This window comes from Kitasatospora sp. NPDC043950 (assembly GCF_056435345.1).
Genome location: NZ_JBWKER010000034.1, coordinates 25420 through 38520, shown reverse-complemented (window position 1 = coordinate 38520; position 13101 = coordinate 25420). Strand labels below are relative to the sequence as shown.

Below are 13101 nucleotides of genomic sequence, written 5' to 3'. Positions count from 1 at the left end.
TCACCCCGTCGGCTGCCCGGGCCGGCCCGGCACCCACAGCGGCGCCGGGCCGCCGAGCGCCATGTACCGGGCCGCGTCCTCCTCCAGCCACCCGTCCACCCGGCCCGGATCGCCGCCGCACGACTCCACCAGCGCGGCGGCCGCGATCCGGGCACAGGCCAGCATCAGCGCCAGGGTGTCCCGGCGGCGGTGCCGCTCCCGGACGTACGCCTCGCCCCGCTCGTCGATACGCCGGCCGTGCGCCTCCCGGCCCTCAGCCTCCCGGCCGTGCGCCTCCCGGCCGGCCGCCGAAGCGCCCCCGCCCCCGTCCCCCTCGCCGGCGGTGACCGCCTGGACGCCGTGCCACACCAGGGCGAGCGCGGCCGGTTCGGCCGGGTGCGTCACCTCCGCCCGGCCCGCCTGCTCACGGGCCTCCGCCGACCGCCGGCCCAGCCACTCCAGCACCGCCGGCACATCCCCCTCGCGGGCCTGGAGCACCAGCTCCGCCGCCCGGTACGCGAGCGCCCGCAGGACCTCCCCGGCCGGCACCCGCAGCCCCGGCACCGGCGGCTCGCCGAACGCCAGCCAGGCGTCCGCGAACGACGCCGCCCGCATCCGCCCCAGCCACGCCGGAGCCCCGGCCGCGTCGCCCACCCACTCCTGCGCACCCAGCCGGACCAGGCCCGCCGCGGCAAGCCGCGCCGCGTCCCCGTCCAGCCCGCACAGCCGTCCACCCCTCACCGCGCACCCCCGTCAGCGCCCTCAATCCCGTGACGGGCACATCCCACCACACCAGGACGCAAGCGAACTAGACAGGGACCCGACAAAAATTTCCGACGCCGCCCAGCCGCCGCCCAGCCCAGGACCAGCGGCAACCGCCCCGCCAGAGCGCCCAGCGCGGCCCGCTGCGCACCGGTGGGGGCGCGCCGTCCCGTCCCGACCAGCAGTGCGTCCCGGTCGGAGAACGACGCGGGGAACGCGGCCCCGGCGATCCCCTCCAGCAGCGCGCGCGAGCGCCGCAGCCCCTGCGCCGGCGGCCCCGGTACCCCGGGCAGGAACGCGGCCAGGCCGAGATGGTGCAGCGTCCACTCCAGGACGTACGCGTCGAGGTAGTCGCCCGCCGTGAGCACCTGTCCGCGCGTACCGACCCGCGGCGCCGGACCGGCGAGCCCGGCGACCGCCGCCCGCAACGCCGTCCGACACCGCGTGAAGTCCTCCGTCCCCGCGAACTGCCCGCCCGCACCCCCGGGCCCGGCGGACCGGGGGTGTGATGCTGTCCCCGGCCGCCACCCAGGTCGTCGCACCGTTCGACAGTTCGGCCATGTGGCCGCCCCCCGCTGACGGTTCGCCCTGTGCCGCGGTCCCCGCCGCGGTGCCCGAAGAGCTGGTCACGGGTGTGCGGGGCCGGCGGGCCTCCACGGCGAACCGGGCCGCCGGAACCGCGGGGCCCCCGTCCGCCCGTACCGGGGCGCCGCTACGCGAGGTGGTACTGCACGGGGGTGGAGACCCGGGCGCCGAGTTCGGCGGCGGCGCGGCGCGCCCAGTACGGGTCGCGCAGCAGTTCGCGGCCGAGCAGGACGGCGTCGGCCCTGCCGGCGGCGAGGATGTCCTGGGCCTGGACGGGGTCGGTGATCAGGCCCACGGCCGCCACGGGCATGCCGGCCCCGCTGCGCACGGCCTCGGCGAAGGGCACCTGGTAGCCGGGTCCGGCGTGGATCGTGGCGTCGGGGACGAGGCCTCCGGTGGAGACGTCCATCAGGTCCACGCCGTGGGCCAGGAGTTCCTTGGCGAGGCGGACGGTGTCCTGCGAGGTCCACCCGGTGCGGCCGTCCCGCGGGTTCTCGGTGAGCCAGTCGGTCGCGGAGACGCGGAAGAGGACGGGCAGGTCCTCGGGCCACGCCGAGCGGACGGCGTCGACGACCTCCAGGGCGAAGCGGATGCGGCCCTCGAAGGAGCCGCCGTAGGCGTCGGTGCGGTGGTTGCTGTGGGGGGAGAGGAACTGGTGGATCAGGTAGCCGTGGGCGCCGTGGATCTCGACGGCCCGGAAGCCGGCGTCGAGCGCGCGCCGGGCGGCGTCGGCGAACTGCCGGACGATCCCGCGGATCTGCTCCTCGGTGAGTTCGTCGGGCCTGGTCCGGGTGGGGGCGAAGGGGAGGGCGCTGGGGGCGAGCGGCGTCCATCCGTGGGCTTCGTCCGGGGCGAGGGCGCGGCCGCGGTCGATCCAGGTGCGCTCGGTGGACGCCTTGCGGCCGGCGTGGGCGAGCTGGAGGGCCGGCACGGTGCCCTGTGCCGTCAGGAAGGAGGTGATCCGCCGGAAGGCCGCGACCTGGGTGTCGTTCCAGATCCCGAGGTCGTAGGGGGTGATGCGGCCTTCGGGGCTGACGGCGGTGGCCTCCATGATGATCATCCCCGTGCCGCCGGTGGCGCGTGCCGCGACGTGGGCGAAGTGCCAGTCCGTCGGGGCTCCGGCCTCGTCGCCGTCCGGAGCGGCGCTGTACTGGCACATCGCCGCCATCCAGACGCGGTTGGGGACGGTCAGGGTCCTCAGGGTGTAGGGGGTGAAGAGGGTGGTGCTCATGGGCGGACTCCTGTCGGCGGAGGCGGGGCCGGGGGAAACCTTCTCGAATGATTGCAAGTGCACTTTGTGTGACACTACAATAGTTGTGCACGCTGATTACTTGCAAGCGCTGGCCATTTCATCCGGTGTCGCCACCTGCCGGCGGACCCGCTCCCGCGCGATCCTGGTCCCCACGGCCGTCGGCGCTGCGCCGCCCGTGTCCACCGTCCGGGCGGCGGATCCGACCATGCGTCACCAGGAGGTCCGATGAAGATCCCCGGTCCCGACCCCCGGCCGGACGGCGGGGTCGGCGCCATCGCGCAGGCCGGCGGGCTGCACGCCTACCAGCTGTGGCTGCACGCCGAGTACGGCCCCGTGGCGCGGTTCCAGCTGCCCGGCGCCGAGACGGCCGTGTCGGTCGCCGACCCGGTGCTGCTGGAGGCCACCGCACACCTGGACCGCCGCCCCGAGCGCCTGTTCTCCTTCCTGGACCCGCTGTTCGAGGCCGGCAACCTGCAAGTGCTCCCGGCGGACGAACACGCCCCGTGGCGCCGCACCCTGCTCTCGGTCCTGGCCGGCCGCCCCTCGCACGAGCAGGCCTTCGACCGCTTCACCGCGCTCGCCACCGGCCTCGCGGACCGCTGGGCCGCGCGGGGCGCGCGGGGCGAGGCCATCGCGCTGCAGCAGGACCTGACCGCCCTGTCCCTGCGGATGATCTGCGCGTACGCCCTGGGCGGCGAGGTGGAGGGCCCGGACGTCGTCGCCGCCGCCTTCGAGGAGGTGCTCGCCGACTACCTGGAACGGCTCTACCAGGTGCCCCCCGCCGTCGACCCGCAGGAGCGCGCCGAGCGGACCGCGCGGGCGCTCGCCCTCCTGCGTGCGACGGTCGACCGGGTGATCGCGGCCCACCGCGACGGCGGCCGCGCCGACCGCAGCGACCTGGTCGGCGCACTGGTCGAGGCCGGCGAGCGCCCCGCCCGGATCCGCGACACCGTCCTCGCGGCGATGCTCGCCGCCCACCACACCACCGGTGTGGCCGTCTCCTGGACCCTGCACCTGCTGGGCCGCCACCCGGGGGCGGCCGAACGCGTCACCGGGGAACTGGACCGCGTGCTCGGCGACCGCGCGGCCCCCGGGTACGCCGACCTGCGGCGCCTGCCGTACCTGCGGACGGTTCTTCAGGAGTCGATGCGCCTCTACCCGCCCGGCCCGTACGGCGCGCGCCAGACCACCCAGGCGCTCACCCTCGGCGCGTACGAGGTCCCGGCCGGGGCGGTGGTCTTCTACCCGTTCTGGGCCGTCCACCTGAACCCCGACCACTGGCCCGAGCCCGAACGGTTCCGCCCCGAGCGCTTCACCCCGGAGCAGGCGGCCGGACGCGCGCGGCTGGCCTGGGTCCCCTTCGGGTTCGGCCCGCGCAGCTGCGAGGGCGCCGCCCTGGCCATGGTCGAGTGCGAACTGCTGCTGGCCGTCCTCCTCAAGCGCCTGCGCTTTCGGCCCGTGCCGGGCCACCGGGTGGTCCCGGCCGAACGGTTCGTCCTCTGGGCGGCCGACGACATCCGCATGCTCGTCAGCCCGCGCCGGGCCGGGTGAGCGCCGCGGGCCCGCCGGCGCGCCCCGCGCGGCCCGGCCCCGGGCGTGCGGGTGCCCCGGGACGAACCGCCCCGGGGCACCCGGCATGGGGGAGCGGCGGGGATCAGCCCCCGATGCCGATACCGGTCTCGGTGGCGTAGCCGGCGACGCCGTTGGGGCCCACCGCGACGGCGGCGTCGAGGAACGAGGCGCCGTCAGGACCGAACTGGACGTCGGTGATGTGCAGGGCACTGCCGTTCGGGCCGACGGAGAACGCCCCGTGGTCGTAGTTCAGGGAGGGGATGTTGTCGGGGGTGGCGGCGGAGGCGATGGTCGCCCCGCCGAGCACGAGCGGGAGGCAGAGGGCGGAGACGGTCAGGACACGGCGCGCAGTACGCATGGGGGAAGAGCCCTTCCAGATAAGGGTGGTGATGGTCGATCGGACCGCCACGAAATGGCGGCCTGTCACCATCCACACACATTCGTATGCGGAGCGCGACCGGGGATGGCTGTCCGGGGCTACCGGTTCACCCGGGCCCCCCATCGCCGCCCCGAGGACGTGACGGGCGGCCCGCCGGAGCCCGGGGAGCGCCCCGCCCGCGCGGCGCCGCAGCCCCGGTGACGGGCCGCCCGGCGACCGGCGAGGCCGCCGGCCCCGCCGGGACACCGCCCCGGACACCGCTCACGGCCGGGGCGGGCGCGTGGGCGCCGGCCGGCGACTTGACGATCAAACCGGTGGTGCTGCGATAGTGACCCGGTGCGCGTCGGCCTGCTCGGACCCCTGGTACTGGACGCCGGAGCGGGCCCGCTGCCGATCGGCGGCGCGCGGCTGCGGGCGCTGCTGGCCTACCTCGCGCTGGACGCCGGCCGCGCCGTCCGGCCGCAGGCCCTGGCGGACGCGCTGTGGGCCGAGGCACCACCGGCCGACCAGACGAACGCCCTGCAGTCACTGGTGTCCCGCCTGCGGGGCGTCCTGGGCGACCCCGCGCTGCTCACCTTCGGACCGGCCGGGTACCGGCTGGCCGTCGAGGCCGGCGCGGTGGACACCGCCCGGTTCGAGCAACTGGCCCGCTCCGGAAGGCACTTGCACGCGCAGGGCCGGCCGGCCGAGGCCGCCGCCGCGCTGCGGGAGGCCCTGGCCCTGTGGCGCGGCCCCGCGCTGGCGGACGTGCGCGAGGCGCCGTTCGCCGACGCCGAGGCCCGGCGGCTGGAGCGGGCGCGGCTGGTCGCCCTGGAGGACCGGATCGAGGCCGACCTCGCGCTGGGCGCCGGACCGGAGCTGATCGCCGAACTCGAATCGCTGACCGCGCGGCACCCGCTGCACGAACGGCTGCACGCCCAGCTGATCCGGGCACTGGCCGCCGGCGGCCGGGGCGCCGAGGCACTGGCCGCTTACCAGCGGCTGCGCGCCCGGCTGGCCGACACCTTCGGCAGCGACCCCGGACCGCAGCTGCGGGCGGCCCATCTCGCGGTCCTGCGCGGCGAGCTCCCGGCACCCCCCGGCCACCGCACGCCCGCTGACCGCCAGCAGTTCCCCGGCCACCGCACGCCCGCTGACCGCCAGCAGTTCCCCGGCCACCGCACGCCCGCTGACCGCCAGCAGTTCCCCGGCCACCGCACGCCCGCTGACCGCCAGCAGTTCCCCGGCCACCGCACGCCCGCCGACCAGCCGCCACCCCAACAGCCGCCACCCCAACGGCCGGAACCCCAACGGCCGGAACCCCAACGGCCGGAACCCCGCCGAGCACGGCCGCCCGGCAACCTGGACGCGCCGCTGACCAGCTTCGTGGGCCGCGAGGACGACATCCGCCGGGTGGCCGAGCTGCTCGGCCGAGCCCGCCTGGTCACCCTGGTCGGACCCGGCGGGGCCGGCAAGACCCGGCTGGCCACCACCGCCGGCCGCCGGCTCACACCGTCCGGCGGGGTATGGTTCGCCGCCCTGGCCCCGGCCGGCCCGGCGGACGTGCCCCGCGCGGTGCTCGACGCCCTGCGGACGCGCGAGGCCGACCTGCCCAAGAGCGCCGCGGCCCCGGCCCGCCGCCCCGGCGCCGCCGGCGCCACCGAGGAGATCCTGGACCGCCTGACCGAGGTGCTCACGCACGACGACCCGGTCCTGGTGCTGGACAACTGCGAACACGTGATCGAGGCGGCGGCCGCGCTGGCCGAGACCCTGCTCGGCCGGTGCCCCGGGCTGCGGGTACTGGCCACCAGCCGGGAGCCGCTGCGCATCGACGGCGAGAACCTGCACCCGGTGCTCCCCCTGGAACTGCCCGAACCCGGCTCGACACCCGAACAGGCCCGCGCCTGCGCGGCGGTCCGGCTGTTCCACGACCGGGCCGCCGCCGTGTGCCCCGGCTTCGCCGAGGAGGACGGCTCGCCGGCGGCGGCGGTCGAGATCTGCCGCCGCCTGGACGGCCTGCCACTGGCGATCGAACTGGCCGCCGCCCAGCTGCGCACCCTGCCGGCCGAGGTGGTCGCCGCCCGGCTGGACGACCGGTTCCGGCTGCTCACCCGGGGCAGCCGCACCGCCCTGCCCCGCCACCAGACGCTGCGCGCCGTGGTGGCCTGGAGCTGGAAGCTGCTGGCCGCCGACGAGCGGGCGCTGCTGGAACGGCTGTCGGTGGCGCCCGGCAGCTTCACCGAGGACGCGGCGCAGGCGGTCGGCGGGCTCGGCGCCCCGCACGCCGACCACCACCCCGGCGACCACGACGCCCCCACCCGCGATGTCCGGGAGTTGCTGGCGGCGCTGGTCGACAAGTCGCTGCTGCACCCGCTCGGAGCCGCCGCCACGGGAGAGCCGCGCTACCGGATGCTGGAGACCATCCGGGAGTACGGCCTGGAGCAGCTCACCCGCCGCGGGCAGGACGGTGCCGCCCGCGAACGCCACTGCGGGTTCTTCCTCGCCCTGGCCGAGACGGCGGAGCCGCGGCTGCGCACCCGCGACCAGCTGCGCTGGCTGGCCCGGCTGTCGGCCGAGCGGGACGACCTGCTGGCCGCGGTCCGCTGGGCGGTGGAGTCCGGGGACGCCGCGACGGCGGTCCGGTTCGGCGCCGCGCTGTGCTGGTTCTGGTCCATGCGGGGCTATCCGCCGGAGTCGCTGGACCTGCTCGAACGGGTGCTGGAGGTCCCCGGGCCGGCCGATCCGGGGGCCCGCGCGCTGGTGGTCGCGACGTACGAGGTCGGCACCGAGTCCATCGGCCGGCCGGAGGACAGGGCGGCCGCCTTCGGCCGGATCGAGGCGGCGATGGCGGGTGTCGACCCCGGTGTCCACCCCCTGCTGGAGCTGGCCCGGCTGGCCGCGGCCATCGCCGGCCCGCAGCCGCCGCCGCGCCCGCCCGACTTCCCGCGCACGCCCGACCTCCCGGCCCCCTCGGGTTCCCCGGGTTCCCCGGACTTCCCGGACGGCGAGCGCAAGGACCCCTCCAGCGGCCCGTTCACCCTGCTCGTGCGGGGCCTGCTGACCCTGCACACCGGGGACGTCACCGAGGCGACGGGCTTCCTCGCCCACGCGCTGGCCGGTTTCGAGGCGCTCGGCGAGCGGTGGGGCATGGCGACCGCGCTGAGCACCCTCGGTTCGCTGCGGCGGCGCTCCGGCGACCTGGCCGACGCGCTGGCGATGAACGAGCGGGCCACCCGGTACTTCCAGGAACTCGGGATGCAGGAGGACACGGTCGACAGCGATGTCCAGGCCGCCCTGATGCGCGCCCAGGCCGGGGACGCGGACGGCGCGCGGCGGCAGCTGGCGGGCCTGCTCGAGGAGGTGGCGCAGGCCGGATGGGCCGAGCCCCGGGCCCTGGTGTGCCTGGGCCTGGCCCAGCTGGAATGGCGGGCCGGGCGACGGGAGCCGGCCCGCGCGCACGCCCTGGCCGCCCTGGACCAGGCCCCCGGCGGCCAGCCGGCGCCCTCGCACCTCACCGCCCTGCTGCTGGGCGTGCTCGCGCAGCTGGACGCGGCGGACGGCCTGCCCGGCGCGGCGGTGCGCCGGCTCGACCACCCAGCGGTGCACCTGGTGCTGACCTGGAACTCGGCGGTCGCGGCCCGGATCGCGGTGACGGCCGCCGACATCGAGCTGTGCCGCGGCCGGCCGGGGGAGGCGGCGCTCCTGCTCGGCGCCGCCGACCTGCTGCGGGGCTCGGACGACCTCGGTGACACCGACGTGCGCAGGATCGCCGGGCGGGCCACGGCGGACCTGGGAGCCGCCGGGTTCGCGTCCGCGCACGCCGCGGGTGCGGCGATGGCGCGGACCGAGGCCAGGGACCTGCTGTCCGCGATCATCACCGCACCCTCACCCTCACCCTCACTCGCGGCCTCACCCGCGCCCGCGGCCGGGCCGCCCGGTCAGTGAGCCGGGGCCGGAGCAGGGGCAGGGGCCGGAGCAGGGGCCGGCTTGCCGAACATGGCGCAGGTCACCGCACTCTGCAGGGCCTGGCCGGCCGCGGTGAGCTCCGCGTCGGCCCCGAACTCGAACAGGAACTCGGTCGAGATCAGGACGGTGGCGGTACGGCTGCCCGTGCCGTCGGTGAGGTTGGTGCTGGAGTAGCCGGTGATCCCCCCGTCGTGGGCCCAGACGGTGCCGCAGGGGGTGCGGACCGTCCCGATGCCCAGGCCGGAGCCGGGCCCGTCCACCGGGTTCTGCGGGTCCATCGGCACGGTGGCGCGCAGCTGCGCCAGCTGGGCCGCGGGCAGCAGCCTGCCGGACATCAGCGCGTTGTAGAAGCGGGACCAGTCCTGCGCGGTGGACACCACGGCCCCGGCCGCCCCGCCCCAGCCCGGGTCGTTGCCGGAGACGTCCACCCGGCCGTCGCGGTGCACCCCGGCCACGTCCCGGAACGCCGCGGGCACCCCCGCCGGCATGTGGGCGGAGTCCGGCTCGTAGCCGCGGACGTAGCGGCCGTGCCAGTTGCCGTCCGTGGCGAGGTAGGTGTGTTTCAGGTCCAGGGGACGGGCGATCCGGTCCTGGATCAGGTCGGCGAGGCTCGCTCCGGTGATCCGTTCCAGGACGGCGCCGACCGCCGCGTAGTCGGTGTTGCTGTAGGACCACCGGGTGCCCGGCGGGAACAGCGCCGGGCGCTTGACGCCCACGGCGAGCAGTTCGGCGGAGGTCCACCGGTGCGGGTCCTTGCCGAGGATCGACGGCAGGACGGCGGGGTCCTCGGTGTAGTCGGGCAGGCCGCTGGTGTGGTTCAGCAGCATCCGCAGCGTGATCGCCCGGCCGTCGGGCACCTGGCCCGGCAGCCACGCCTCCACCGGGTCGGTCAGCGCGAGGCGCCCCTCGGCGGCCAGTTGCAGGGCGATCACGGCCATCATGGTCTTGGTGTTGGAGCCCATCCGGAACTCGTCCCCCGCCGCGAGTCGCTGGTCCGCCGCGGCCCAGGGGGCCTGCTCGGCGATCTCGACGGGCCGGCCCCGGCCGTCGTCCACCCGCACCACCACGCCCGGTGCCCCGGCGGCCACCAACTGCCGCGCCAGCTTCTCCAGTTGGACCCGCTGCGCCTCGGCCCCGCCGCGGGTCGCGGAGGGCGCGGACCCTGCGGTGGCGGGGAGGGGGGCCGGGAGCGCCGGTCCGGCGGCCAGCCCCACGGTGAGGGCCGACGCCGTCAGCACGAGCGGCGCCAGCCGCAGGCGGCGCGACCACCCCGGGCGGGAGGGCGAAGGGGCCGCCGAAGAAGGAGTAGCCGAAGAAGGAGTGGGAGAAGGAGAAGTAGCTGACGGCATGGATGCGGTTCCCTCTGCTTGCCGGGTGATCTGGACGGGCCCAGCCTGTGGCCCGCCGCTGGCAGACCGCGCACAGCGCGCTGTCAGGCGCCCGCTGTCCGCCCCGGATCGGGTGCCCGCCTCGCTGTCCGCCCCGGCGCCCGCCGTCCGCCCCGGATCGGGTGCCCGCCTCGCTGTCCGCCCCGGTGCCCGCCGGCACCGGGGCGGACGACGCTGCCGTGCTCGGATCAGCAGGACCCGGCCGGGCGGTCGCGGACCACGAGGTCGTTGCGCCCGGCGGTGGCGTCCAGCCAGACCACCCGGGTGCCCTGGTCGGCGGCGGCGTGGAACTGGCTGCCCCGGTTGCAGGAGACCCGCACGGGGGTGCCGCCGCTGACCGGCAGCTGGTACAGCTTGGGCAGAGCGGCGTTCGACCAGCCGCTGCTCGGCTGGGCGCTGCGGTGCATGAAGGTGACGGCCTGGTCGGTGGCGGTGAGCTCCATGTCCGCCGGGGTGTACGGCGAGTCGGTGGAGAGCAGGTCGCGCACGCCGGAGCCGTCCAGGGCGCCGGAGCGCAGGGCGGTCGGGCGGGTGCGGTCGGCCGGGGCGGCCAGCCAGAGCAGGCGGCCGCCCGCGAGCAGTGGGGAGGCGAGGTACGGCGGGTCGGTGCCGTTCGGGGTGCTCACCGGGTACTGGGCGGTGACCTTGCCGGTGGCGGTCGAGAAGGCCGTCGGCGCCTGGACGGTGGCCCCGTCGGCCGTCCAGGACTCGATCCAGCCGAGCAGGCCGTCCTTGAACGCGAGGGACGTGAGGTTGTGGCCCTCGGGCAGCGGGAGTTCCACGGGCGGGGCGCCGTCGTGGGAGAGGCGGACCCGGGTGCGGCCGGTGTCGTTGTCGGTCACCGTGAAGGCGATGTCCCCGCCGGATACCTGGACGCTGCCGGGCGACTGGTCGGAGGAGTGGAACACGCTGCGCACCGGGCCGCCGGACAGTGGACGGGTCAGCACCTCCGTTCCCCACGTGCCGGTGGTGTCGGGACCGATCGCCAGCCAGACGGCGGACTTGCCGTCGGTGGCGGCCCAGCCGTGGATCCGCCCGTCGTCCGGGCTGAGCCGGGTCGGGGTGTCGGCGGTGGTGGTGGAGCCGGTGTACAGGGCGGTCGCGCCCTTGCCGTTCGGGTCGGTGTTGCCCATCACCCAGTGGCCTGCGCCCGCGGCCGGTCCGACCGGGGCGGAGGTGCCGGGCAGCAGCGGACGGGTGTCCGTCCCGAGTCGGCTCTGCCAGCCGGCCTTGATCCCGTGTGCGTCGAACGCGGCCGCCACCTTGCGCAGTTGGGCTCCGCTGAGCTTGAGGGCCCGGCCGGCGGCGAGTACCGCGTTGCGTCCGTCGACGAAGTCGTCCAGTGGGGTGAGGTATTCGGCCATCGCCCGGTAGACGAGGCGGTCGGCGGTGAGCGGGTCGAGGGTGTGCCGGATGTCCCACAGGGCGCCGCTGAAGATGGTGGAGTTGAGGTGCGCGCCGCCGTTGTCCAGGTCGAGCCCGGCGCCGAGGTAGTCGTCCACGGTGGTGCGGTGGTCGTCCAGGCGGCGGTTCGCGCAGTCCTGCGGGGTGCCGGTGCGGCACAGGTTCTCGCCCATCAGCGGGGCCGCCGGGTCGTCCATGGACATGCCGCGGGCGGTGACCTCGATGGCGTTGCCGAAGTAGTCGGCGATGCCCTCGTTCATCGCGCCGGACTGGCCGTCGCCGACCAGGTTGGCGGTGTGCTGGATGACGCCGTGGGTCATCTCGTGCCCGGCCACGTCGAGGGCGGCGGAGAACGGCAGGAACCTGGCGTTGCCGTTGCCGTAGAGCATCTTCTGCCCGTCCCAGGCGGCGTTGGGGAAGGGCTTGCCGCGGTTGCTCACGTTCACCACGGAGGTGATCGCGCCGCCCTTGCCGTCCAGGCCGTCGCGGCCGAGCCGGTCGTGGTAGAAGCCGTACACGGCGGCGGCGTTGAGGTGGGCGTCGGTGGCGCCGCTGGTGCCGGTGGAGGCGGGGAAGGCCGGGTCCGGGGAGCCGACGGGCAGGCTGCCGTCGGGCAGTCGGCCGCTGAACTCGTTGTAGTCCCGTCCGGTCGCGTCGTAGGTGGTGATGGTGACGGGCCGGGTGAGGTCGACGAGTTGGTAACTTCCGTCCGGCTGGCGGGAGATGTTCACCGGCACGGTACGGCCCAGGAGGTCGGGGGCGGTCCCGGTGGCGGGCTGGGCGGCGGCCGCGCCACGGGCGGCGCCGGCCCCGGTGTCGCCGGCCCCGGTGTCGTCGGCGCCGCTGACCTGGTAGGGGGCCGAGGAGTCGTGGGCGAGGGCGACCACGCCGAGCGTGGCGTCCGCGTAGACCTCGCGGACCAGTGGCTCGCCGTTCCCCGGGTCGGCGGTGTGCACGGTGAAGTGCCGGGCGAGCCGGCCGGTGCCGCCCGGCAGGACGACCAGGCCGCGGTCCTCGGCGGTGGCCCCGGCCCGGGCGCGCGGGTCCTGGAGCGAGCCGAGCGCCAGCGTGCGCAGCACCGCGTCCGGCACGGTGGGGGCGGTCGGTGCGGTCAGCCCGGTGAAGTACTTGCCGCCGACCGACTCCACCCGCTGGTCGGCCCCCTCGCCGGTGAGGCGGACCAGGTACTGCCCGCCGAGCACCGGTATGCCGCCGTGGTACTGCTGGAACCTGACGGTGCGCCGGTCGGCGGCCGTGCGCTCGACCGCGAGCTCGGCCAGCTGCCCCGGATCGACCCGGTACCGGTCCAGGTGGGCGGCGAGATGGGCCCGGGCCGCCTCGGCCGGAGCGCCGGGCGCCGCCTCGGACAGTCCGGTCACCAGCTGCGGGGCGGCGGTGCCCTCGCCGGCCACCAGGCCGGGGACGGGATCGGACTCGGCGGTGGGGCCCGGTGGCGCGGCCAGGGCGGGGGAGGCGGTCACGGTGAGCGCCAGCGCCAGGCTCAAGGCGGCGCCCGAGCCGAGCACCCTGGCCACTGAACGGGAACGGTGGTGCACTGCGGTCCTCCACGGAAATCGGCAGTGACGGCAGCACGACAGAGCTGCCTTTCACGGAGGAACGGGGCACCGGACAGGCCCGGTTCAGCCGTTTGCCGCCCTCCGGCCGCCCCTGCGGTGCGCGGCTCTATTGTGGAGATTGTGGATGGGCAGGTGTCGGGTGTGGTCGTGGGGTGGTTCGGGGTCGTCGGTGTTCCGTGTTACCTCGCTGGGGGCTGCCCGGAGCGGGACGGCCCGGGCCGTCTGATCGTCACCCGTGCCGTCTGATCGTCGCTCGGG

7 protein-coding genes and 1 pseudogene are annotated in these 13101 nt (G+C 76.3%); 2 read left to right on the top strand and 6 right to left on the bottom strand.

From position 1 onward, the window contains the following. The 3 genes and pseudogenes from AC07BF_RS22765 to AC07BF_RS22755 form a co-directional block, all read right to left on the bottom strand. Positions 1 to 720 (bottom strand): hypothetical protein, encoded by a 720-nt coding sequence (locus tag AC07BF_RS22765; protein WP_400986881.1) that lies wholly within the window; start codon positions 718 to 720, stop codon positions 1 to 3. Positions 721 to 836: 116 nt separating this feature from the next. Continuing rightward, a pseudogene (locus AC07BF_RS22760) lies at positions 837 to 1154 on the bottom strand (maleylpyruvate isomerase N-terminal domain-containing protein); the annotation flags it as partial. A gap of 299 nt (positions 1155 to 1453) precedes the next feature. Beyond that, complete coding sequence (locus tag AC07BF_RS22755) at positions 1454 to 2557, bottom strand: NADH:flavin oxidoreductase/NADH oxidase (protein ID WP_478333847.1); 1104 nt, start codon at positions 2555 to 2557, stop codon at positions 1454 to 1456. A gap of 246 nt (positions 2558 to 2803) precedes the next feature. On the opposite strand from AC07BF_RS22755, the gene AC07BF_RS22750 reads away from it, so the two are divergent. Then, complete coding sequence (locus AC07BF_RS22750; protein WP_478333846.1) at positions 2804 to 4129, top strand: cytochrome P450; 1326 nt, start codon at positions 2804 to 2806, stop codon at positions 4127 to 4129. Between the two features lie 103 nt (positions 4130 to 4232). On the opposite strand, the gene AC07BF_RS22745 is transcribed toward AC07BF_RS22750, so the two are convergent. Beyond that, positions 4233 to 4508 (bottom strand): hypothetical protein, encoded by a 276-nt coding sequence (locus AC07BF_RS22745; RefSeq protein ID WP_363589091.1) that lies wholly within the window; start codon positions 4506 to 4508, stop codon positions 4233 to 4235. A 357-nt stretch (positions 4509 to 4865) separates the two neighbouring features. On the opposite strand from AC07BF_RS22745, the gene AC07BF_RS22740 reads away from it, so the two are divergent. Continuing rightward, positions 4866 to 8453 (top strand): AfsR/SARP family transcriptional regulator, encoded by a 3588-nt coding sequence (locus AC07BF_RS22740; RefSeq protein ID WP_478333845.1) that lies wholly within the window; start codon positions 4866 to 4868, stop codon positions 8451 to 8453. Here AC07BF_RS22740 and AC07BF_RS22735 read toward each other — a convergent pair. Further along, complete coding sequence (locus AC07BF_RS22735; RefSeq protein WP_478333844.1) at positions 8447 to 9712, bottom strand: serine hydrolase domain-containing protein; 1266 nt, start codon at positions 9710 to 9712, stop codon at positions 8447 to 8449. The genes AC07BF_RS22740 and AC07BF_RS22735 overlap by 7 nt on opposite strands. A 338-nt stretch (positions 9713 to 10050) precedes the next feature. Then, positions 10051 to 12822 carry a M4 family metallopeptidase gene (locus AC07BF_RS22730; RefSeq protein ID WP_478333843.1) on the bottom strand — a complete coding sequence of 924 codons (2772 nt, stop codon included), beginning with the start codon at positions 12820 to 12822 and terminating at the stop codon, positions 10051 to 10053. Positions 12823 to 13101 lie beyond the last annotated feature (279 nt).

Bases quoted from the DNA above. Each gene is read 5' to 3' on its own strand.
- AC07BF_RS22755 (WP_478333847.1), bottom strand. From the start codon at position 2,557: ATGAGCACCACCCTCTTCACCCCCTACACCCTGAGGACCCTGACCGTC.
- AC07BF_RS22750 (WP_478333846.1), top strand. From the start codon at position 2,804: ATGAAGATCCCCGGTCCCGACCCCCGGCCGGACGGCGGGGTCGGCGCC.
- AC07BF_RS22745 (WP_363589091.1), bottom strand. From the start codon at position 4,508: ATGCGTACTGCGCGCCGTGTCCTGACCGTCTCCGCCCTCTGCCTCCCG.